The following is a 22,324-nucleotide window of genomic DNA, read 5'->3' as shown; positions in this document are numbered from 1 at the left end:
GGACCTGCAGTTTCTCTAAAAAATTTAGTGTGTTATTTCTACGTTGTTTTCTTTTTCCCTGATCATCCAAGGGACAATAAAGTAAAATGCAATGGCAATGCCAGCCGCTAAAACTCCGGTTCCGATCCATAATACGGTAAAACCGAATCTTTCAGCAATTAAAGTCCCTACATACGGAGTAAAGATAAAGGCAATAGAAAATGATATTCCGTTAAGCCCCATATATGCACCTTTATTATTTTTTCCGGCCCGTAGAGCAGTAATGGTCGCCATAAATGGCAGTGCCCAGATTTCACCTATACACAGCAGGCTCATAGATATGACCAGGGTTAAAATATGATGATCGAATCCCAGCATTGCGTAAGAAAGCCCGCAGATCAGCGTTCCTAAAAACAGGGTACGGGCGAGACTAAAATACTTTTCAGCAATCTGAACCAGTCCCATTTCAAGCAGCACCACTAAAAAACCGCTGTATCCTAAAATATATCCGATATTCTGCTGGCTTAAATGTGCAGTATCTTTGTAAAATATAGTCAGCGTACTGAACAGCTGGAAAAAACAGATAGAAAAAAGCATACAGAATAAACAATAAACCAGGAATTTGTGATCACGGTACGGCGAATTCTCTTTTTTGATTTCGATAACTTCCCTGACCTTCTTCGCTTTTATTTTTGCCAGCCTGTTGCGTTTACTGAAAAAGATAATATAGACAATTCCAGCCAACAATGCGGCCATTGCATTGCTTAAAAACAGGAACTCATAAGAAATGGCCGATAAGATCCCACCCAAGGCAGGACCTATGGAAAACCCTAAGTTTACCGCCATCCGGTTCAGTGAAAAAGCCCTGGTGATATTTTCAGGCTTGGCATATTTTGTTATGGCTACCGAATTGGCAGGCCGAAAGGCATCGCTCACGATACTCTGAAGCAGAATAATGGCGGCAACGCCGGCTTCAGTTTTAAAAACAGGAATTAAACAAAACAAAGGGACACTCAGCAATAAGCTGAAATACTGAACTTTATATTCCCCAACTTTATCTGTAATATATCCGCCTAACCAGGAACCGATTACTGAACCGATTCCGAAAAAACTAAGAACAATTCCTGTATTTTCAATACTGAATTTTAAATGATTGGTCATATAAACTCCCAAAAATGGGAGGACCATTGAGCCCGACCGGTTGATGAGCATCACCAGTGCGAGCATCCAGCTTTCGTTCGAAAGTCCTTTGAACGAATTTGTATATAGATGTATAAGTTTCACAATTTTAATTTTGATGATTATAATAATCTTCTCATTTATTTTAATAGGATTTTATCCTATTCTCTGTCAGGTTGCCCCTTTGGGACTTTTGAGATTGTTTCATCTCTTCACTTCATTTCTCTCAATGCCAATAAAAAAACAGGGCTTAAAAAATTAAGCCCTGTTTCATTTATAATGATATAAATAAATTTTTACTCCGGCTTATAAGAGTCTTTTAATGTTACCGTTCTGTTGAATACCAATTGGGTATCCGTAGAATCCTGGTCTTTCGTAAAATAACCAATTCTCTGAAACTGAAGAGGTTCCCCTACAGCCATAGCTTTCAGTCCTGGCTCAGCAAATCCCTGAATAGTTGTCACGGAATCAGGATTGATAAAATTAAGGAAATCCACATCTTTCTCAGCGTCAGGCTGTTCCACCGTGAATAATCTATCATAATTTCTGATGTCGACAGGAATTGCGTGCTTTTCGGAAACCCAGTGAATGGTTCCTTTTACCTTTCTTAAACTTTCTTCCGTACCGCTTCCCGACTTGCTTTTCTCATCATAGGTCGCATAAATGGTCGTAATTTCACCGTTTTCATCTTTTTCCACTCGTTCACCTTTGATGATATATGCAGATTTCAAACGGACTTCACCGCCTAATTTTAATCTGAAGAACTTATTATTTGCTTCTTCCTTAAAGTCTTCACGCTCAATATACAGTTCTCTTGAAAAAGGAATTTCCCGGGTTCCTGCATTTTCCTGTTCAGGATTATTTTCGGTTTCCAGCCATTCTTCCTGATTTTCAGGGTAATTTTCAATAACTAATTTAATCGGGTCAACTACCGCCATCACGCGTTTTGCAACTTTATTCAGATCTTCGCGGACACAGAATTCCAACAATTGGATTTCAATAAGGTTTTCCCTTTTTGCCACTCCAACCCTTTCAATAAAGTTCCTGATAGCCGCCGCTGTATATCCTTTTCTTCTCATTCCGGAAATGGTAGGCATCCTTGGATCATCCCAACCATCCACTACATTTTCAGCAATCAGCCTCTGCAGTTTTCTTTTAGAGGTAATCATATAAGAAACGTTCATCCTGGCAAATTCCCTTTGCTTCGGCGCTACTTTGGGTTTTTCATAAACCTGTTCCAGATACCAGTTGTATAACGGCCTGTGATTTTCAAATTCCAGAGAGCATAAGGAGTGCGAAACCTGCTCCAGATAATCAGATTCGCCATGGGCCCAATCGTACATCGGATAAATTTTCCAGTCGGTACCCGTTCTGTGGTGAGGCCTTTTCAGAATTCTGTACATCACAGGGTCACGCATATTCATATTGGGTGAAGCCATATCGATCTTTGCACGAAGTGACATCGCCCCTTCTTCAAATTCGCCGTTCTTCATCTTTTCAAACAAATCCAATGACTCCTGAACAGGACGGTTTCTGTAAGGAGATTCCACTCCCGGTTCCGTAGGGTTCTTTCTTTGTTCGGTAATCACTTCAGAGGGCTGCTCATCCACATACGCTTTTCCTTCTTTGATTAACTGGACGGCCCAATCATAAAGCTGCTGGAAGTAATCGGAAGCATACAATACCTTATCCCATTTGAAACCCAGCCATTCAACGTCTTTCATAATAGAATCCACGAATTCCTGCTCTTCTTTTTCAGGATTCGTATCGTCGAAACGAAGGTTTACGGGAGCATTGTATTTTTCGCCCAAACCGAAGTTGATGCAGATCGCTTTGGTATGACCTACATGCAGATAACCGTTGGGTTCAGGTGGAAAACGGAAACGGATCTGATCATTGGTAAGTCCGTTTGCCAAATCATCTTCGATAATTTGCTCAATAAAATTGAGTGATTTTTTTTCTTCTTCCATTAAGTTCGCTTTAAAATGCCGCATGACACAGCAATTTGCAAATTTAGGAAAATTTAACGTTTTACGGTAATTATAAATTTTTTCTATAATTGATGATTATTCAATAGTTTTGTTTATCTTAGTCATCAACTAAAAACTATAGCTCAACTTAATCTTATTACGGCTTATATATCTTCAACAGCCGGAAACTGCCCTTAATACAGATCACAAAGAATTTACTTTTTTAATCAGACCGCTCCATTTATCATTTCAAGCCTGTAAAATGTGGATTGATATGTATAAAAATAATCATTCTTGAATATACATCATTTTGTCGGTGCCTTGAGAATATTATGAACCTTATGTTAAACTTCAGTGAAGGACAGAAATAATCCTGAATTTTATCGATAGGATTGTATGATTACTGATAATTATATATCATTTTACTGATCACGTTATAATATCTGAGCATAAATAGATAGTGCTTTTTTTAAACAGATGTTTGAACTGTATATGAAAAATATCATATGGCAAATCAAATATGATACCATACTATGGCATAGAGATTGTAAAGGGATTAGTCAAAGAACACTAAATTTTATATCATGGAAAAGGTTAGAAACAGGTTTTCTTCTTTGTTGGAATACATTAAGAAAGCAATTTTCGTACAGGACGTTATTTAAAAACGCAGCATCACTAATAATTAAGTACAAGATAGTATCCGGACAACCATTACTGTTTCATTTTAATTTATCGTAATGATCCCGGAGTTTATGTATTAAACTCTCATTGTCTGTATTGAATTATTCATCATTCATTTAATTTATGTTAATATAGTTAAAAATGTTGTATATCACAAAAAAGTGACTCATATTTACCCAACTAAATTAAATTTATTATGAAAAATCTGAAAAAACTACAGAGAGGCGAATTGAAAACCATCCGTGGAGGCGCAGTTCCATTAGGCTGTAACAACTGGGACCCGAGAGCACGTTGCTGCAGAGCATGGGATGATGGATATCAAAATAATCCAACATGCCCTACTCCTTAACATTTAATTTTTAAAATACAGTAATTCTCCTTTCAGATCCAGATCTGATGTGAAGTTATTGGTGAATAAAGATCCGGTACCCAGACCTTGAGGCATCGGATTTTTTTTGGTAAAAGTATATTGTGCAATGGCATTCAGCCCGATGTTGCTTTCCAGCGCAGAGGTAATCCACCAGCCGATTTTATGCTCTTCAGCAAGAGAGATCCACTCATCAGAACCGGAAAAACCTCCTACTAATGAAGGCTTTAAAATAATATACTGAGGTTTTATGGTTTCTAACAGTATTTTCTTATCCTCAAAATTCACAATCCCGATCAGTTCTTCATCAAGGGCAATCGGTGTTGGTGTTTCAGCACACAACGCTGCCATTTCATATGGGTTTCCGGCTTTAACCGGCTGTTCAATAGAATGGATATACAGATCGGCCAGCTGTCGCAATACTATTTTTGCCTCATCTGCATTAAAACCGCCATTGGCATCAACACGAAGCTCCAATACCTCTTTTGAAAAATTTCGCCTTAACTGCTGAAGCACTTCACGTTCAGAATTCCAGTTGACTCCGATCTTCAGTTTAATGCAGTGGAAACCCTGATCTAGTTTATCCTGAATCTGTTCCTGCATATAATCAATATCACCCATCCAGATTAATCCATTGATCATCATAGCCGATTTTCCCTCTGTAAATTCACTTGGGAAATAAATCTTACCACTGTATTGCAGATTCAGGGAAGCCTGCTCATATCCAAACCAGATCGATGGAAATTCTTTTAATTCTTCTTTCAGGAATTTGGGATCCTGCTGAATATTTTCACAAAGCCATTTCAGTTTTTCTTCATAATCCGGCCGGTCATCAAAACTTAGCCCACGGAAAACCGCGCACTCGCCTATTCCTTTTTTCCCGCCATCAGAAATTTCAAGAATAAAGGTTTCTTTATCAAGCAAAACGCCGCGAGATGTTCCACTCGGGCGTTTGAATTGTAATATATATTTAAAATAATCAGCTTTCATTTATTTTACGCTATCAATCCGCATAAATTCTTCTGCTTTTTCCACCATATCCACACTTCCGCAGAAAAACGGAATTCTTTGATGCAGCTCTGTTGGTTCGATTTCAAGGATTCTCCTGAAACCGTCCGTTGCTTTTCCGCCTGCCTGTTCTGCCAGGAAAGCCATAGGATTACATTCGTACAATAATCTCAGCTTTCCGTTGGGAGCCTGTGAATAGGACGGATAAATATAAATACCGCCTTTCAGCATATTCCTGTGAAAATCAGCAACTAACGAACCGATATACCTGGAAGTATAAGGCCTGTCACCTTCTTCCATCTGGCAGTATTTAAGGTAATTTTTAACGCCCTGAGGGAATTTAATGTAGTTTCCTTCATTAATAGAGTAAATTTTACCTGTTTTCGGAAACTGCATATTCGGATGAGAAAGATAGTAGGTCCCTAAGGACGGATCCAGTGTAAAGCCGTTAACACCGTTACCTGTAGTATATACAATCATGGTTGATGAACCGTAGATCACATATCCTGCGGCAATCTGGTTAACGCCTTTCTGTAAAAAATCTTCCAGCTTAACCGGAGTACCTGGTTCCGTTACTCTTCTGTAGATGGAAAAAATAGTTCCTACAGACACATTAACATCAATATTTGAGGAGCCGTCGAGAGGATCGATCAGCACAACATATTTGCTTAAGTGACCGTTCTCACTACATTTAATGTCAATAAAATCATCATTTTCTTCTGAAGCAATACCACAGACCACTTCTCTCTGAGACAGTGCCGTAATAAAAATGTCATTGGCAATTACATCAAGTTTCTGCTGTGTTTCGCCCTGAATATTTTCACTTCCGGACTGCCCGATAATATCTGCAATGCCGGCTTTGTTTACTTCTCTGTTTACCACTTTTGAAGCTAATCTTATAGCGCTTAAAAGACGGGAAAATTCTCCTGTGGAATACTGGAAATCATCCTGCTTATCAATAAGAAATTCTCCTAAAGTCTGTAATGGCTGATCTGACATATTTTTATTTTTACGATTTCTCCAAATTTCGTAAAATTTATTGCATTTAAAAAGAATAATTAATAAAAGAGATTAAGAACTGTCTATCAGTATCATACAGCACAATTCAGGCCAAAACATGCGACCTTATCATAAAAATGAACACCCAAATTGTTTATTAAATCAGAATATTTATACGCTACATTTTAATTTTAATGAAATCTTAAGGCGCTCCGCGAATTGCACTATTTCATATCTCGTTGTAAATTTATAATTTTGTAACCCGTAAAATATTCCCACAAATTTTATCTAACAATTTTATTACTAACAATTTAATGAAAATTTTCAAGTTTGGTGGAGCATCAGTAAAGGATGCTGACAGTGTAAAAAATGTGTCCATGGTATTACAAAGCCAGGGATTTGAAAAATGCTTGCTGGTGATCTCAGCGATGGGCAAAACGACTAATGAACTGGAAGAAGTAGTGGCGCTTTATTTCAGGAAAGACAACTATCAAGCTGAAATTGAAAAGATAAAACGGAAACATATAGGGATTGCAGAAGGACTTTTCTCCGAGAATCACCCAGTTTTTGCTGAAATCAATTTATTTTTCGATGATATCGATTCTTTTTTAAGAAGGAACAAGTCGCCGAATTACAGCTTCGTTTATGATCAGGTAGTCAGCTGCGGGGAAATGATCTCAACTAAAATTGTAAGTGAATATTTAAACGAGATTCAGTTTACGAATCAATGGCTGGATGCCAGAGATTATGTAAAAACCGATAACTCTTACCGAGAAGGTACGGTAGACTGGACCAGGACAGAAGAATTCATTTCCCACTTAAATAAAGAAATCTGTTACGTTACCCAAGGATTCATCGGTTCCGATGATAATAATTTCACGGTTACTTTGGGAAGAGAAGGCTCGGATTATTCTGCTGCCATTTTTGCTTATTGTTTAAACGCAGATGCAATGACGATCTGGAAAGATGTTCCGGGCGTCATGACCGGTGATCCGAGAAAATTCAAAGATGTCAGCCTTCTTTCCCATATTTCCTATGAAGAAGCGATAGAAATGGCCTATTACGGAGCGAGCGTTATTCACCCGAAGACCCTGCAGCCACTTCAGCAGAAAAACATCCCTTTTTATGTAAAATCCTTTGTGGATCCTTCGAGACCGGGAACGAAAGTAGGAGCTTCTGAAAAAAATCAGAATGAAGAGGTGTATATTTTAAAAGAAAATCAGACTTTGTTGAAAATTTCGACAAGAGATTTTTCATTCATTGCGGAAGATCACATGAGTTTAATTTTCGGATACCTTTCCAAAAATAAAATTAGGGTATCACTGATGCAGAATTCTGCTATTTCACTGGCTTTATGCCTAGAAGACAAATTCAGTATGATCGACGATCTTAATGATGAGCTGCAGAAAATATTTAAAACCGAAGTGGTAAAAAATGTATCTTTATTTACCGTAAGAAATGCCAAGATCGGAAACATTGATCAATTTTACCAGGAAAAAAGTGTATTATTGGAGCAGATTTCGAAGAATACGCTTCAAATGGTAACACAATAAAAACTAATTGCGACTAGACACACATGAGTTTAATTTCGAAAAACGACTTAATTAAGGCCTCCGGTTTGAGCAAAATAGGATTTTTAAAAAATCCCGTTGCATCAGCTATCATGAGTATTGCCAAGATCAATGAAGTAAATAAATTATACGACAAATTAAGAAATAAGGAAGGCAAAGACTTTTTCGACTCATTTGTGAGAGAACGGAACCTGAGCTACATCGCTTTTGAAGAAGATCTGGCTAAAATTCCTAAAACGGGGCCTTTTATCCTCGTATCAAACCATCCCCTTGGTGCCATCGACGGAATTTTGATGTGTAAAATAATGTCGGAAGTCCGCCCGGATTTTAAGGTGATGGGAAACTTTCTGCTGGAAAAAATTGAACCCATGGAACCGTATGTCATTTCGGTCAATCCTTTTGAAAACAGAAAAGAAGTGCACAGCAGCTCATCCGGAATGCGAGAAACGCTGAAGCATCTTCAGAACGGAGGCTGTGTAGGGATTTTTCCGGCAGGAGAAGTGTCAAATAAAAACAATCCTTATAACGAAATCCTGGATAAAGAGTGGGAAAAACCTGCCCTGAAGCTTATAAAGATGGCAAAAGTTCCGGTGGTTCCGATGTATTTCCATGCTAAAAACAGCCGGATTTTTTATCAGGTAGCCAAGCTCCATCCCAACTTACAGACGCTGATGCTTCCTGCGGAAATGATGAATGAAAGGGAAAAACCGATCAGGATCAGAATCGGAAGGTCGATTGCCGTAAAAGCAATGGATGATATGGAAACTACTGATGAACTGGGTGAATTTCTGAAGCGTAAGGTATATATGATGAAATCGTACTATGAGAAAAGAAAATCTCTTGCCCAAAGCATCAATCTTAAAAACCTTTCTTTAAAATTCCCTTTGTTAAAGGAAGAAAATATAGTTCAGAACATTATTGATGAAACTCCGAAAGAAGATATCCTCAATGACATCAGGAAACTGAAAGGCACCGATAAAATGTTTTTCAGCAACGGAAATTATGAAGTTTATTTTACCTCTTACGAAGAGATCCCTTCAGTCATGAGGGAAATCGGGCGGCAGAGGGAACTTACTTTCCGGGCGGTGGGTGAAGGAAGCAACCTTCCGTTTGATCTGGATGAATATGATAAACATTACCATCATCTTTTTTTATGGGACAATGCAGAAGAAAAACTTGTGGGAGCCTACAGAATGGCCCTGGGCAAGGAAGTAATGAAAAAATCCGGGATTAAAGGGTTTTATACGAGTTCGCTATTTGAATTTGAACAGGACATTCATCCTTTTTTTAAGAAAGTGATTGAAATGGGACGTGCCTACATTTGTCAGGAATACCAGCAGAAGCCGCTTCCTCTTTTCCTTTTATGGAGAGGGATCGTACATGTCTGCCTGAGAAATCCGGATCATAAATTTTTAATGGGAGGCGTGAGCATTTCCAATAAATTCTCAGAATTCTCGAAATCCCTGATGATTGAATTTATGCGCTCCAACTATTATGATTCTGCCGTAGCTCAATATATTACCCCGAGAAACGAATACAAAATAAAACTCCGGGAGAGGGATAAGAATCTTTTCTTTGATGAAATGGAATCTGATTTAAATAAGCTGGATAAGATCATCGATGATCTTGAGCCGGAATTAAGATTGCCCGTTCTGATTAAAAAATACATTAAGCAAAATGCGAAAGTCATTGCCTTTAATGTGGACCCTAATTTTAATGATGCGATTGACGGACTGATGTATATCCGGATCAGTGACCTTCCTGAAAGCACGATAAAGCCTGTATTAGAGGAAATGAGTGAACAGATTAGAAGAGAACAGGAAAATAATTCAGCTGAAAATCAATAGGTTTTAAGTTTTGTTAAAAAAAGTATTATTAATACTTGCTTCATATACCAAAACTTACTACTTTTGCATCACTTTAAAACAACAAAGTAAAGAATGGTTTCTTAGCTCAGTTGGTAGAGCAATGGATTGAAAATCCATGTGTCCCTGGTTCGATTCCTGGAGAAACCACAAAAACCACCTGTAAAAAGGTGGTTTTCTTTTCAAATTGTTCTATAGTAAAGATTGCAAATTTTAATAATTATCATTAGTTTTGCATCACCGCTTCTGAAAAGAAGTATTTAAGCGGTTTCTTAGCTCAGTTGGTAGAGCAATGGATTGAAAATCCATGTGTCCCTGGTTCGATTCCTGGAGAAACCACACAAATCCCTTTTACAATATTGTAGAAGGGATTTTTTTGTCAGGATCTTAAGATTATTTTATAAAATGTTTTTCATATTAATCTGAATTAATTATATATTTATTTAAGAACGATAAAGCTTAAATAAACCATGGAAGAATTGTATCAGAGAAACAGAATTTACTTAACAGATCAAGAACAAAATTTTATTAAGACCTACCCTTTTCTGATTGCAGGCTGCGGGATCGGAAGCAATATTGCCGAATGCGCACTGAGATTCGGTTTTGAGAACTTGACGATTATTGACGGTGATACTGTAGAATACTCAAATCTTAACAGACAAAACTATACTTTAGATGATATTTCATGGTATAAATCTGAAAGACTATTTAAAAGACTAAAGGAAATCAATCCGGATGCCGATATAAAATTTCACACAGAATATATCAATCATGAAAATATTAATACTTTAATAAAAGATCATAAGACTGCTATTAATGCCTTAGATTTCACTTCTGATATTCCTTTATATTTTGATCAGCTTTGTCAGGAAAAAAATATCAATGTTCTGCATCCGTACAATCTCGGCTGGGCCGGATTGGTAACTGTTATTACCCCCGATTCCGATAATTTACTTTCAGTCAGCAGCAATTTTAATGAACTGGAAATGGTACAATTTATTATTAAGGATTTAAAATCTAAAGAAAAAAATTACAATTGGCTGGAAAATACCCTTAATACCTATATTAATGAAGAAGAAAAACATTCACCCCCTCAGCTTTCTGTGGCATCTTGGCTGTTAGGAGGGATTTGTACACATCTACTGTATCTGCTTGCCACAAAGAAAGAAATCAAAAAGTTTCCTGACTATTATATCAAGTCAGCTCTTTTATAAAAGCTTATTATTGGTCACATACGATAAAGCTTCGGAAATATTATTTACATGCATTTTATCAAACAGTTTCCTCCTGTGGAATTTAATGGTATCAGGAGAAACAAAAATCTTTTCTGCAATTTCATTGATGGTATAGCCTTGTGCATAATATCTCAAAACATCAAGCTCCCGTTCAGTAAGCTTTACTTTCTGTTCGTTTTTCCAGATATCTTCTTTGATATGGTAACTCCAAAATTCATTCGTACCCTGCTTAAAAACGGTAATATTACCGGATTCAGTATGGGTGGAAAGCGATACGATGCACATTGCTTTCCAGATTTTCCCGGTGCCGGTGAGAAAAATCGGAGTCAGCTTATGATTAATTAAAATGGCTTTGTCTTTATTTAAAAGATGGAAATCATAAGAAATAGTATACAGCTTTCTTTCTGAAACAGGTATTCTTTCATAAAAATCAAAGCCTGCCTGATTAATTTTAAGTAAAAGGTCAAGATCATTTTTTTGAACATACTTAAAATAAAAGTTATATCCCATCATTTTGACCTCCTCTGCAGAATGCCCGCACAGAAACAGAGGATTATCCGAAACATATTCAAAATTCCTGTTTTGGTAATCAATAATATAAACACTCATATAACTCACTCTGGAAAAAGCTTCCGTTACCTGTAAATAATTGTTCAGCTGAACTTCTTCCTCAATAGAAATACTTTCAACAGTATTTTTTTCGAAGAAGAAGTCATTTACATTTTCATTCATAAATTCAAGTTTAGGTATCGTTTTTTTATCAATATTTGATTTTTTATAAAAATTCTACACTTAAGTGTAATGTTAGACCCAATCAATCACTATAAATTTATGAAAAATAATTCCCATGAGCAAGATAAATATCCTGACATCCGATTTTGATTACAGGAAATTAGCAGAATTTATTATTAAAGAAAATTACACGCACCATAATCAGACCTATATATTTTCAGAACAAAAGACAAAAGCTATTTATGAAGAGGAGATACAGTATAGAAAAAACTCGATGGTTTTTGCCTTACAGGATTCACAGGATAATTTTATCGGAACCATCCGGGCACTCAAATGGAATTATTTTGATCTCCTGCCTTTAGAAAAAATATTTTCCATACACCCTTTTCAAATACTTGAAAAAAATTTCGAGGGTGAAATATGGCATATCGGAAGATTTGCCATCAGAAAAAATGAGGGACCGCTTCCTCTAAAAAAATTAATGACTCTTGCGATAGGAAGCGTTTGCGAAAAAGAAAAAAACGTAGCGTTTGCAGAATGTGACACCAAACTATTAAAAATATTATACTTGATGGGGATAGAGCCTAAAATAATCGGTAGATCCAAATACTATTTAGGCTCTGAAACCATCCCTGTTTTATTGGCTTATGAAAATCTCATGCAATTTTACCTTAAACATGAGTATTTGATCAATTATAAACTAGACATCTATAGCCAATCTGTTATCCATCCTGCTTTTGAGAAAAGCACAGTAAATTATTCTTTTATTTAAACTCATTCTGAATAAAGAGACTAATAAAACTTCCAGAGAAGACGTATTGAACAGCAACATATAAATACAAAGTAGTTCAGATACTTAAAAGTTATTACAACAATTAATTTATCCGTTTAGTAATCACTTACTGTTACAGTGAAAAATCAGAAAGTACATCCCTGAAAAATAATAAGAATCAATCAGGACTATAAAATAATTCTTGCAAGAAGAGACCAGCGAAGGAGAGAATGTCGATAAACTTTGATCCGCAAACAAATCATTTTTAAATTTTTATTATCATGAAAAAAGCAAAATTTAACGCAAAAGAGTTCTTAAAAGTAAAAACTCTTTCCCCACTTGAACAAAATCAATTAAGAGGTGGTTTCGGTGAAACAGAAGCAGCCGATGGTGTTGTAGTACAACAAGTACGTCAGCAAGTAGTTCAGCAAGTTCAGCGTGTGATCGGCTTGTAAAAAAACAGGTAATAGAGAAACAAATTTTCTCTATTACTTTTCTTTTCACCATCAAATATTACAATATGAGCAATAAAGAGTTTAACAAAGATTTTTGGCAACAATTTATCGATACAAATAAAAATTTTACACAGACATGTGTTATTAAAAATGTAATTCCGGAAGATCTTATCCTGAAGCTGAAAAATGCGGTAGTTGACGGGCTTACCAACAGATTCAAGACAAAAGATCTTGATGGTTTCAGATTGTATTTTCCGTCTCAGGGAAAAGGTAAGGAAAATTCTGAATTTATTGATGAATTATATAAAAACCCTCCTTTAGAAAATGAAGAAATAACTGATTACTGTAATAGAGCTTTTAAGGAAAAATTCGGTCTTATTGTCAACTTTTTAGAGAGACATTCAGGCTTTATTTCAAAGGAACTGAGGATGATTACGGAACCACTCCTTGATATTATCGGCATACCGGCGACAGGAGTAGACGTTACCGTCTTCATCGGAAATTACGGATGGACCCCACTAGGAATCCATCAGGACCATAAAGGTGAAAATGTACTTCATTTCCATCTGGGACCCGGAGACAAAACCATGTACATCTGGGATCAGGAAAAATATAAAGAATTAACAGGCACAAAACATAATAATTTTGAAATTGAACCTTTATTGGAACATGCCGAAAAATATGATTTCTCAACAGGAGACTTATTTTTTATGCCATGGGATAAATTTCATATCGGAAAAAGTGATGAATTATCTGTCGGGGTTACCTTTTGGTTTAATAATCCTTCAAAAGTTAAATTTTTTGACAGGATCCTGAATACATTCTACAGGGATTATATCCACGAAAATAAAGATATAATCGCCCCGCAACATAATTTTTTGGAAAACAACGATACATTCGAGGAGTTTCTTTCTATTTTAAAACTTGATGAAGAGATTTTAAACGGTTCTACAAGGGATTTCTTCAAATATTTTTATAATGAATTTAAACATGGCTTACTGAGTAATGCCGGCTGGCAGGCCCCGCCTCAATCAAGAGAGAAAGAAGACAAATACAATGTGGATGACTATGACTTCCTGCTTGAAAAGGAAATCTATACGAACGAACCTTTTAAAATGATCTACAAGGTCGACGAAGAAAAAGAGCAGTTTTATCTCTATGTAAGAGGCACAAAGATAGATATGCGATATCATCCGGAATTACTAAATATTGTTGACAACTTAAATACCCACAAAACCTGGAAAGTATCAGAATTGTTAAAAAATCTTGAGATTGAATGGCCTATTGAAGCCGGACTTTATTTTCTCTCAATGATCTACGATAAAAAGGGAATCGAGATTTTAGGAGAATCCCGTACCATAATACAAGAAGCTGAAAATCTTCTATTAGAAGAGGAAAACTAATGAAATTTATTCCTCAACATGACAAAATGGACTGCGGGCCCTCATGCTTGGCTATGATAACTTCATATTATGGCAAAGCATACGGCCTGCAATATCTGCGTGATCATTGTTTTACTTCGCGGGAAGGTGTTTCAGTACTTGCCATCAATAATGCTGCAGAAAAAATCGGATTTAAAACATTAGCCACCCAGATTTCCGTTGAGGATTTAAATAACGAATTCTTACCCTGCATCTTACACTGGAATCAGAATCATTTCGTTGTACTTACCAAGATTTCAAACCCATTGTTTAGCCGAAGAAAAATTTATACTATTGCCGATCCTGCCCACGGAATGCTAAAACTAACAGAAGAAACATTTGAAAAGTCCTGGCAGAAAAACACAGACAGAGGAGTAGCGCTTTTACTAGAACCTACCGATTTATTCTTTCAGAATAAAAATATTCCGGACCAGAAAGTATCACTCAGCTATATCTATAATTATCTGGGACCGCACAAAAAGCAGTTTTTATGGTTGTCATTAATATTATTATTAGGAACAGTAACCACTCTCGCTTTCCCTATTCTTACACAAAAACTGATCGATGATGGAGTCAGTAAAAAAAATATGGGGATCATCACCTATATTCTTATGGCCCAGCTTGCATTTTTTGTAGGCAATATTATTCTGGGTATTTTCAGAAACTGGATTATGTTATATGTAGGAAGCCGGTTGAATATCAGTATCATTTCAGATTTCTTAAAAAAGCTGATGAGTCTGCCAATTAAATTTTTCGAAACAAAATTTATGGGAGATTTCAATCAAAGAATACAGGACCATGAGAAAATAGAACTATTCCTTACTTCAAACAGTCTGGTCACTGTTTTTTCCGTATTTACATTTTCTGTTTTTTTTGTTGTTCTTTGGAGCTACGATTTTAGAATCCTGGCCACTTATTTTACACTTACTGCGCTTTCTGTTATCTGGTCGTTATATTGGCTTAAAAAATTAAAAATTTTAGATTATTACCGTTTCCAAGAGAAAAGTGAAAACCAGGAATCTATTTATGAAATTATCAACGGTATTTCTGAAATGAAACTTAATAAATTTGAAGACTATAAACGTAAAGAATGGGAAAATATACAGCAGAAATTATTTAAAATCAACTTAAGAATTTTAAAAGTTGACCAGATTCAACTTTCCGGCTTTGATTTTCTTAACCAACTGAAAAATATTGTGGTTATATTTCTTTCCGCTTCATTTGTTATTCAAGGCAGTATGACATTGGGGGCATTGCTAAGTGTTTCTTACATTATCGGCCAAATGAATAACCCGGTTAGCCAACTGATTACATTTTTCCGGTCTATGCAGGAAGCAAAATTAAGCCTGTCACGTTTATATGAAGTTCAAACCCATCCGGAAGAAGAACAGAAAAATCTGCTTCCGCTAATGAATGAAAACTATACACGCCAAAATGGTATTGAGAAAGGAATCTATTTCAAAAATGTATCGTTTCAGTATGAAGGCCCACAATCTCCTTATGTGTTGAAGGATATCAGCCTTTTTGTCCCTGAAAGCAAAATAACGGCTATCGTAGGTGCAAGCGGAAGCGGAAAAACAACAATGATTAAGTTACTTTTGAAATTCTATGAACCTACACAAGGTGAAATTTATTTTAACCATTCCAACCTTAAAGAAATATCTCCAAAAGATCTGAGGGGAAATTGTGGTGTTGTGATGCAGGACGGACATATTTTCTCTGATACTATTGAAAGAAATATAGCAACAGGCGATGAAATAATTGATTATAAAAAATTACAACATTCTTTGCATATTGCTAATATACAATCATTTGTAAATGAACTCCCTTTGGGATTAAACACTAAAATCGGAGCTTCCGGAAACGGTATTTCCGGTGGGCAGAAACAGAGGATATTGATTGCAAGAGCGGTTTATAAAGATCCTCATTTCATTTTATTTGATGAAGCAACTTCTGCCCTGGATGCAGAAAACGAAAAAGTGATTCACGATAATTTACAGGAATTTTTCAAAGGTAAAACGGTTATCATCATTGCCCATCGTCTTTCGACTGTGAAAAATGCTGATCAGATTATTGTTTTAAAACACGGGAAAATTGTGGAGCAGGGAAACCATCAGTCATTAGTTGAAAAAAAATCCGACTATTTCAATCTGGTTAAAAATCAATTGGAACTCGGAGCATAATTCTCTATTCTAAAACCTTTTCATTCATTTTTTATAATGTCGGATAATTTTTATCCGGCTTTTATATTATAGAGGTAAAGTAATAAAATTTCGTTAATATCATCATGTTACCTTATAAAAAGCATCATCGGTCAACCTGAAATAAGTATCTTCGCTTTTTAAATTTTATCTGAAAAAATGAAGAAGCTGATCTACGGATTATTTTTATTTTCTACACTGTCCTTATTTGCCCAGGAAGCGATTCAGTTTCAGGACCTGCCATTTAAAGACCTTGTGGCTAAGGCCAAAAAAGAAAATAAAATTGTATTTATTGATGCTTATGCATCATGGTGCGGGCCTTGTAAAATGATGGAGCGAAATGTCTTTACGCAAAAATCAGTCGGAGACTATTACAATTCTAATTTTGTCAATGCCCGGTTTGACATGGAAAAAGGTGAAGGAAGGGAAATTGCTTCTAAATACGAAGTACGTTCCTATCCGACCTATTTATTTTTGAACGGAGACGGAGAACTTGTTTCACAAAATTTCGGTTATATGGAAGAAAGTATGTTCCTTTCTATGGCCCAGGATATTAATTCTCCTAATAATAAAAAGGGATCTTTGAAAGAACGTTTTGCAAAAGGTGAAAAAGATCCTGAATTTCTGATCAACATTATGAAATTGAATTCTTCCTCAGATTTTGATTTTGCCAAAAAAGCTTCAGAAAGATATTTTGAGAACAGGAAGAAAACAGAGGAATTTACCAAAGATGATGTCGGGCTTTTATTATTTTTTCTGAAATCTACTGAAGATAAAAATTATAATGTTTTTATAGAAAGAAAAGCTGAAATCATTAAGTTTCTGCCTGAGGAAACCTATAAGGAATTTGACAATCAGATGAAGCTGGCTAAGGTGGTAGAACAGTCTATTGACACACAAAGTAAAATGATCAACAGTGAGTATTTCATGAAAACAGCAGAACCTCTGGTTGGAAAGCATGATGCTGAGGTGAAACTTAATCAGACCAAATTAAGTTATTACGAACAGAATGCTAATTTTCCGGAATATGAAATAGCAGCACTTGCCTATTATAAAAATACGGAAGCTTTCGAACCTAATGAGCTGCTAAAAGCAGCATGGATATTTTCCGAGCATGTGAAAACCACTTCTTCGTTAAAGAAAGCAGCAGAATGGGCAGAAAAATCCGTTATGCGTGGTGAGACCTCTGAAAATACTTATATTTTAGCTAAAATTTATGCCTTGACGGGTAGAAAAGACATGGCAAAAACGTACGCCGAAATGTCCAGAAACCTAGCAGCACAAGCTCAGAAAGATTCTACTTTAGCTGAGAAACTATTACAAGAAATACAATAACAAATGTCGAAAATGAAGTTTATTACAGGATTCCTGACCTTATTTCTACTGGGAAACCTGAATGCTCAGGAACAATCACAGGAACAGAATGATGAGAAACGGGTTTATATTAAAGGAAATGCCTTATTAATTCCCATCGGAGTGGTCAATGTAGCATTAGAGCATCAGTTAAACAAGAAATTTACAGTGCAGGGAGATGTCCTGGTCTCTCCGTGGAAATCTTTTGGAGGACATGAGCTGCAGTATTATTCAGTTTCGCTGGAAGGCAGATATTATTTTGACGAAGCTTTTAAACACTGGTATATCGGAGCCAATATTGCAGGTTCCCGCTTTATTGCTCAAAAATGGAATTACTGGAATGATAATGCTTTTAAAGATAAACAAACCAGTACTAATTATATTAACTCAAATCTTTATCAGAAAGGATATTCTGTTATATTGGGTATTACAGCAGGGTATCAATTCAGGCTTTCCGATAAATGGAATATGGATATCTACGCCGGCGTAGGAAGTTCCCAGGATTTTTATAAGGGATATGACCGTACTACAGGAAAACGTTACGATTCTCCTAAAGATTATAATAAAAGTGGAGAGATCCTGCCTTACAGAGGCGGTATCATGATTTCTTATCAATTAAAATAAATTCATGAAATTATTCGGAAAAAACCATATCATTATCTGCATGATCACTTTTGCCATTTTATTTCTGATGAATTATCTGGGAAATGATCAGCCGGATAAAATAGAAAGAGCATTAATGATCGCTGGTGCAGGCGTTATCGGATTATCTATAGGGTTGGTCATTATGAACAGAGGGAAGAATGACAAAAATCCGCCACCGGATTTTGACTGATCAATCATCTTTTATAAATACAAACTAATTCACCTGTACATTATTAAATTATAATAATGTACAGGTGAATTAGTTTGACTATACCGGACCATCAGTCTTCATACATAATATATTTTTTTCTGATGTTTTTAAAATTTCTCAGATCCGGTTCCCAGGATGCTTTGATTTCGGAAACCGATTTTCCGGAAATAATCTGCTTTCTCAGTTCATCGGTTCCTGCCAAAGTATCAAACCATAAATTTTTCAAAAAGAACCCTGTTTGTGGGTTTTTATAGTTTTTGTAGGCTTTAATTACCCACTCTAAATTGAGTTCTCTTAAATCTGTTTTATGGGCTGAGAGATTTTCACCATAGCACAATTTTCCATTTAAGAAAGGATCCTTCGCTCCGGAATTTGGTTTTGGGGTAAACTGATAAGGCATACCGGTTGTCCAGGGCGAGCCGTAAATCTGAAACGGTAGGTCTGTTCCCCTCCCCACTGAAACCTGAGTGCCTTCGAAGAAGCATAAACTCGGATATAAGTTAATCGCAATATCATTCGGCAGATTGGGTGAAGGCTTATCTGAAATCGGATAACGTCGTTTCTTATGATAATTCTTCATAGGAATGACCGCATATTTTGCCTGAATCCCGTTCTTTAACCATTTCTCCCCATTTACCATTTTCCCATATTCTCCGATGGTCAGACCATATACAACAGGAACCTGGTGCAGTCCGACAAAGCTCGACCATTTTTTTTTCAAAATCGGGCCGTCGGTATAGCCGTCATGCGGATTGGGGCGGTCCAACACCATAATCTCTACATTATTTTCCGCTCCGGCTTCCATCAGATAACTTAATGTTGAAATATAGGTATAGAACCTGACCCCGACATCCTGAATATCAAAAACAACCACATCAATTCCTTTCAATTGCTCAGGGTTTGGTTTTTTATTGTTTCCGTACAGGGAAATGATTGGAATTCCCGTTTTTACATCTACTCCGCTCTTTACTTTTTCACCGGCATCTGCATCCCCCCGGAAACCATGCTCAGGTGCAAAAATAGACTGGATTTTTATACCGTTCTTCACTAAAAAATCAACGACATGGCTTCTGTCCTTCATCAATCCGGTCTGATTGGTAACTACACCGACAGTTTTCCCTTTTAATAAGGGTAAATACAGTTCAGGCTGGTCTGCCCCGGTTTTAAATTCCGGCTGATCTTTAGCCTGAGAATAATATTGATTGAATACACCCAAAAAAATTAGGCAAATAAGAAGTAAATTTTTAATTTTGAAATCTAAATTCATAAGCTTGAAATTTCCTTTATATTTCTCTAGAAAAATAGCGTTTTCCAAAGATAACAAAAATAACCTGTCACGGGTGATCATCTTCATCGGAAGACTTTCTGTTGCATTAGGGATTATTGTCTCTTTAATTACCGTCTCCACCGGTTTCGGTTCTAAAAAAGCGATTAAAGAAAGACTGGCAGATTTCAGCGGACACATTACGGTAAAGTCCACACGGTCTAATTCCTCTTACAACACTTCCGTTCTTGACAATCAGGGGCTCGATATAAAAAAGATCAATGAAATGCCGGATGTGGAATCTGTTCAGACGTATGCAACAGTGACCGGAATTATGCGAAACGAACACAATTTCGCTGGAATTATTTTTAAGGGGATCGGAAAAGATTTTGACAGCCTGAGATTTAAAAAATTCCTGATTGCCGGAACTACCCCTAAAATAACCGGAACCGGATATAACAACGGGGTGACTATTTCCCAAAAGACAGCCGGTGACCTTCATCTGAAATTAAAAGACAGTATTGTCACCGTGTTTTCAAGAACTGACCAGCAGCCTGTTTACAGGAAGTTTGAAGTAGTCGGTATCTATAAAACCGATATTAAGATGATCGATGACCAGTTTGTCATCGGGGACATCAGCCATGTCAGAAAAATCCAGGATATGAAGCCGGACGAAGTAGGCGGCATTGATATTTTTTTCAAAGACATCAATGATATCGACAGTGATTTTCCTGAAATCGAGAAACTGATCGGTTATAAAAACTATGCGGAAAAAGCAACCGAAAAATTTCCTCAAATTACCGACTGGATCAGTATTTTTGATACCAATATTGCCCTGATTATCATTATCATGTTGATTGTTGTGGTGATCAACATCATTATGGTACTCCTGATTCTCATTATTGAAAGGACAAACTCTATTGGCCTGCTGAAAACTTTAGGGGCCAGCAATGGCCAGATCAGGGCAACCTTCATCAACTATACTCTGATCATTATGATTCCTGGGCTTTTGTGCGGAAACCTGATCGGGCTCAGTCTGATCCTGATTCAGAAAGTTTTCGGAATTATCAAATTAAATCCTGAAAACTACTATGTAAGCACGGTTCCGGTAGATTTTAATCCTATTGCCATCATCTCTATTTCAGCAGGAATACTTATTATATCCGGGCTTGCTCTGATCATTCCGAGTTATCTGATCAGTAAAATTTCTCCGGTTAAAGCGATTAAATACAATTAAATCAATAGCTAATAGTATATCGATTGATGTTGAATTTTAATATTGTGATTTAAGAAACCTTTAATTTTAAATTCGATTAAAGCCTTAAGGTCATTAATATACTATGATCATAACCTTAAACTCAATAAAATTTAAAGCCGTATCTTTGCAGGGCTTATAAAACATTTATGAAATACGCAGAAAATATTCTTGAAACGATCGGAAATACACCGCTGGTAAAGCTTAATAAAGTTTTAGGTGAAGATTTTCCGGCTTTGGTCCTGGCCAAGGTAGAAACGTTCAATCCGGGCAATTCCGTAAAAGACAGGATGGCTGTGAAAATGATTGAGGATGCTGAAAAAGACGGGAGATTGAAACCGGGAGGAACCATCATTGAAGGAACTTCCGGAAATACAGGGATGGGTCTTGCACTTGCCGCGATCATCAAAGGATACAAATGTATTTTTGTAACCAATTCCAAACAGTCAAAAGAAAAATGTGATATCCTTCGTGCCGTAGGTGCAGAAGTCATTGTATGTCCTACCGATGTAAAACCTACAGACCCGCGTTCTTACTATTCGGTTTCCAAAAGGCTGGCAAAAGAAACGGAAAACGGATGGTATGTTAATCAATATGATAATTTATCCAACAGAGCTGCTCATTATGAATCAACAGCTCCGGAAATCTGGGAACAGACCGATGGAAAGCTGACCCATTTCGTAGTGGGAGCCGGAACAGGAGGTACGATTACCGGCTGCGGAACATTCTTCAAGGAGAAAAATCCGGACATTAAGGTAATCGGTGTGGATACCTACGGTTCTATTTTAAAGGAATACCACGAAACCGGTGAGCTTCATTACGATCACGCCTATACGTATATAACGGAAGGAATCGGGGAAGATATTATTCCTGAAAATTACGATATGGCTGTGATTGACCACTTTGAGAAAGTGACGGATAAAGACGGTGCCATTTATGCAAGAAAGTTAGCTAAAGAGGAAGGAATCTTCTGCGGTTATTCTGCAGGAAGTGCGATTGCTTCTTTACTCCAGATGAAAGATCAGTTCACGGAAAATGATGTAATCGTGGTTCTTCTTCACGATCATGGTTCCAGGTATGTAGGAAAAATCTACAATGATGAGTGGATGAAAGAAATGGGCTGGCTGGATTAACCAGACTGTATTATATAATAAAAACTCA

General features: G+C 36.5%; 19 protein-coding genes and 2 tRNA genes. 15 read left to right on the top strand and 6 right to left on the bottom strand.

Annotation, left to right across the window (positions count from 1 at the left end; all coding sequences use genetic code 11):
• Window positions 1-24: 24 nt before the first annotated feature.
• Together H561_RS0104015 and H561_RS0104010 are read right to left on the bottom strand one after the other, a co-directional pair.
• Entirely contained in the window at window positions 25-1,266 is a 1,242-nt protein-coding gene (locus tag H561_RS0104015; RefSeq protein ID WP_027385847.1) for an MFS transporter, read from the bottom strand.
• Between the two features lie 188 nt (window positions 1,267-1,454).
• The gene (locus tag H561_RS0104010; protein ID WP_027385846.1) at window positions 1,455-3,128 is read right to left on the bottom strand and encodes a glutamine--tRNA ligase/YqeY domain fusion protein; all 1,674 of its coding nucleotides are present in this window, start codon (window positions 3,126-3,128) and stop codon (window positions 1,455-1,457) included.
• 877 nt (window positions 3,129-4,005) lie between these two features.
• Here H561_RS0104010 and H561_RS23850 point away from each other — a divergent pair.
• Window positions 4,006-4,158, top strand: a complete 153-nt coding sequence (locus H561_RS23850; protein WP_155845728.1) for a bacteriocin-like protein — start codon at window positions 4,006-4,008, stop codon at window positions 4,156-4,158.
• Window positions 4,159-4,161: 3 nt separating this feature from the next.
• Here H561_RS23850 and H561_RS0104000 read toward each other — a convergent pair whose 3' ends face one another.
• Window positions 4,162-5,166, bottom strand: coding sequence for an o-succinylbenzoate synthase (locus tag H561_RS0104000; protein ID WP_027385844.1), 1,005 nt, complete (start codon window positions 5,164-5,166; stop codon window positions 4,162-4,164).
• Window positions 5,167-6,183, bottom strand: a complete 1,017-nt coding sequence (gene fbp, locus H561_RS0103995) for a class 1 fructose-bisphosphatase (protein ID WP_027385843.1) — start codon at window positions 6,181-6,183, stop codon at window positions 5,167-5,169.
• A gap of 314 nt (window positions 6,184-6,497) precedes the next feature.
• Between fbp and H561_RS0103990 the strand changes: the two genes are divergently transcribed.
• From H561_RS0103990 to H561_RS0103970, 5 genes are all read left to right on the top strand, one after another.
• The gene (locus tag H561_RS0103990) at window positions 6,498-7,736 is read left to right on the top strand and encodes an aspartate kinase (protein WP_027385842.1); all 1,239 of its coding nucleotides are present in this window, start codon (window positions 6,498-6,500) and stop codon (window positions 7,734-7,736) included.
• 23 nt (window positions 7,737-7,759) lie between these two features.
• Entirely contained in the window at window positions 7,760-9,601 is a 1,842-nt protein-coding gene (locus H561_RS0103985; RefSeq protein WP_027385841.1) for a lysophospholipid acyltransferase family protein, read from the top strand.
• A gap of 95 nt (window positions 9,602-9,696) precedes the next feature.
• Window positions 9,697-9,769 (top strand) — tRNA-Phe (locus H561_RS0103980).
• A gap of 116 nt (window positions 9,770-9,885) precedes the next feature.
• Window positions 9,886-9,958 (top strand) — tRNA-Phe (locus H561_RS0103975).
• A 131-nt stretch (window positions 9,959-10,089) separates the two neighbouring features.
• Complete coding sequence (locus H561_RS0103970; RefSeq protein ID WP_027385840.1) at window positions 10,090-10,833, top strand: ThiF family adenylyltransferase; 744 nt, start codon at window positions 10,090-10,092, stop codon at window positions 10,831-10,833.
• On the opposite strand, the gene H561_RS0103965 is transcribed toward H561_RS0103970, so the two are convergent.
• Window positions 10,828-11,586, bottom strand: coding sequence for a response regulator transcription factor (locus H561_RS0103965; RefSeq protein ID WP_027385839.1), 759 nt, complete (start codon window positions 11,584-11,586; stop codon window positions 10,828-10,830). The genes H561_RS0103970 and H561_RS0103965 overlap by 6 nt on opposite strands.
• A gap of 115 nt (window positions 11,587-11,701) precedes the next feature.
• Between H561_RS0103965 and H561_RS0103960 the strand changes: the two genes are divergently transcribed.
• The 7 genes from H561_RS0103960 (at window position 11,702) to H561_RS0103930 (ending at window position 18,623) form a co-directional block, all read left to right on the top strand.
• Window positions 11,702-12,358 carry a hypothetical protein gene (locus H561_RS0103960; protein ID WP_027385838.1) on the top strand — a complete coding sequence of 219 codons (657 nt, stop codon included), beginning with the start codon at window positions 11,702-11,704 and terminating at the stop codon, window positions 12,356-12,358.
• A gap of 281 nt (window positions 12,359-12,639) precedes the next feature.
• Window positions 12,640-12,813 carry a hypothetical protein gene (locus H561_RS23845; protein WP_155845727.1) on the top strand — a complete coding sequence of 58 codons (174 nt, stop codon included), beginning with the start codon at window positions 12,640-12,642 and terminating at the stop codon, window positions 12,811-12,813.
• Window positions 12,814-12,878: 65 nt separating this feature from the next.
• Entirely contained in the window at window positions 12,879-14,216 is a 1,338-nt protein-coding gene (locus H561_RS0103950; protein WP_027385837.1) for a hypothetical protein, read from the top strand.
• On the top strand, window positions 14,216-16,417 hold the full coding sequence (locus tag H561_RS0103945) for a peptidase domain-containing ABC transporter (protein ID WP_027385836.1): 2,202 nt from the start codon (window positions 14,216-14,218) through the stop codon (window positions 16,415-16,417). Before H561_RS0103950 ends, H561_RS0103945 begins: the two co-directional genes overlap by 1 nt.
• Before the next feature lie 177 nt (window positions 16,418-16,594).
• Entirely contained in the window at window positions 16,595-17,770 is a 1,176-nt protein-coding gene (locus tag H561_RS0103940; protein WP_027385835.1) for a thioredoxin family protein, read from the top strand.
• Between the two features lie 12 nt (window positions 17,771-17,782).
• Entirely contained in the window at window positions 17,783-18,412 is a 630-nt protein-coding gene (locus tag H561_RS0103935; RefSeq protein ID WP_027385834.1) for a DUF3575 domain-containing protein, read from the top strand.
• Between the two features lie 4 nt (window positions 18,413-18,416).
• Window positions 18,417-18,623, top strand: coding sequence for a hypothetical protein (locus tag H561_RS0103930; protein WP_027385833.1), 207 nt, complete (start codon window positions 18,417-18,419; stop codon window positions 18,621-18,623).
• Window positions 18,624-18,714: 91 nt separating this feature from the next.
• On the opposite strand, the gene H561_RS0103925 is transcribed toward H561_RS0103930, so the two are convergent.
• Entirely contained in the window at window positions 18,715-19,911 is a 1,197-nt protein-coding gene (locus H561_RS0103925) for an exo-beta-N-acetylmuramidase NamZ family protein (RefSeq protein WP_027385832.1), read from the bottom strand.
• Window positions 19,912-19,915: 4 nt separating this feature from the next.
• On the opposite strand from H561_RS0103925, the gene H561_RS0103920 reads away from it, so the two are divergent.
• Window positions 19,916-21,145, top strand: coding sequence for an ABC transporter permease (locus H561_RS0103920; RefSeq protein WP_027385831.1), 1,230 nt, complete (start codon window positions 19,916-19,918; stop codon window positions 21,143-21,145).
• Window positions 21,146-21,312: 167 nt separating this feature from the next.
• Entirely contained in the window at window positions 21,313-22,296 is a 984-nt protein-coding gene (locus tag H561_RS0103915) for a PLP-dependent cysteine synthase family protein (protein ID WP_027385830.1), read from the top strand.
• The last annotated feature ends 28 nt before the right edge of the window (window positions 22,297-22,324 follow it).

The organism is Chryseobacterium gregarium DSM 19109, assembly GCF_000430845.1.
In the GTDB taxonomy this organism is placed as follows: Bacteria; Bacteroidota; Bacteroidia; order Flavobacteriales; family Weeksellaceae; genus Chryseobacterium; species Chryseobacterium gregarium.
The sequence above is the reverse complement of the archived record's forward strand: the minus strand, read 5'-3'. Positions and strand labels throughout refer to the sequence as shown.

Bases quoted from the DNA above. Each gene is read 5' to 3' on its own strand.
- H561_RS0104010 (WP_027385846.1), bottom strand. From the start codon at position 3,128: ATGGAAGAAGAAAAAAAATCACTCAATTTTATTGAGCAAATTATCGAA.
- H561_RS23850 (WP_155845728.1), top strand. From the start codon at position 4,006: ATGAAAAATCTGAAAAAACTACAGAGAGGCGAATTGAAAACCATCCGT.
- H561_RS0104000 (WP_027385844.1), bottom strand. From the start codon at position 5,166: ATGAAAGCTGATTATTTTAAATATATATTACAATTCAAACGCCCGAGT.
- fbp (WP_027385843.1), bottom strand. From the start codon at position 6,183: ATGTCAGATCAGCCATTACAGACTTTAGGAGAATTTCTTATTGATAAG.
- H561_RS0103990 (WP_027385842.1), top strand. From the start codon at position 6,498: ATGAAAATTTTCAAGTTTGGTGGAGCATCAGTAAAGGATGCTGACAGT.
- H561_RS0103985 (WP_027385841.1), top strand. From the start codon at position 7,760: ATGAGTTTAATTTCGAAAAACGACTTAATTAAGGCCTCCGGTTTGAGC.
- H561_RS0103970 (WP_027385840.1), top strand. From the start codon at position 10,090: ATGGAAGAATTGTATCAGAGAAACAGAATTTACTTAACAGATCAAGAA.
- H561_RS0103965 (WP_027385839.1), bottom strand. From the start codon at position 11,586: ATGAATGAAAATGTAAATGACTTCTTCTTCGAAAAAAATACTGTTGAA.
- H561_RS0103960 (WP_027385838.1), top strand. From the start codon at position 11,702: ATGAGCAAGATAAATATCCTGACATCCGATTTTGATTACAGGAAATTA.
- H561_RS23845 (WP_155845727.1), top strand. From the start codon at position 12,640: ATGAAAAAAGCAAAATTTAACGCAAAAGAGTTCTTAAAAGTAAAAACT.
- H561_RS0103950 (WP_027385837.1), top strand. From the start codon at position 12,879: ATGAGCAATAAAGAGTTTAACAAAGATTTTTGGCAACAATTTATCGAT.
- H561_RS0103945 (WP_027385836.1), top strand. From the start codon at position 14,216: ATGAAATTTATTCCTCAACATGACAAAATGGACTGCGGGCCCTCATGC.
- H561_RS0103940 (WP_027385835.1), top strand. From the start codon at position 16,595: ATGAAGAAGCTGATCTACGGATTATTTTTATTTTCTACACTGTCCTTA.
- H561_RS0103935 (WP_027385834.1), top strand. From the start codon at position 17,783: ATGAAGTTTATTACAGGATTCCTGACCTTATTTCTACTGGGAAACCTG.
- H561_RS0103930 (WP_027385833.1), top strand. From the start codon at position 18,417: ATGAAATTATTCGGAAAAAACCATATCATTATCTGCATGATCACTTTT.
- H561_RS0103925 (WP_027385832.1), bottom strand. From the start codon at position 19,911: ATGAATTTAGATTTCAAAATTAAAAATTTACTTCTTATTTGCCTAATT.
- H561_RS0103915 (WP_027385830.1), top strand. From the start codon at position 21,313: ATGAAATACGCAGAAAATATTCTTGAAACGATCGGAAATACACCGCTG.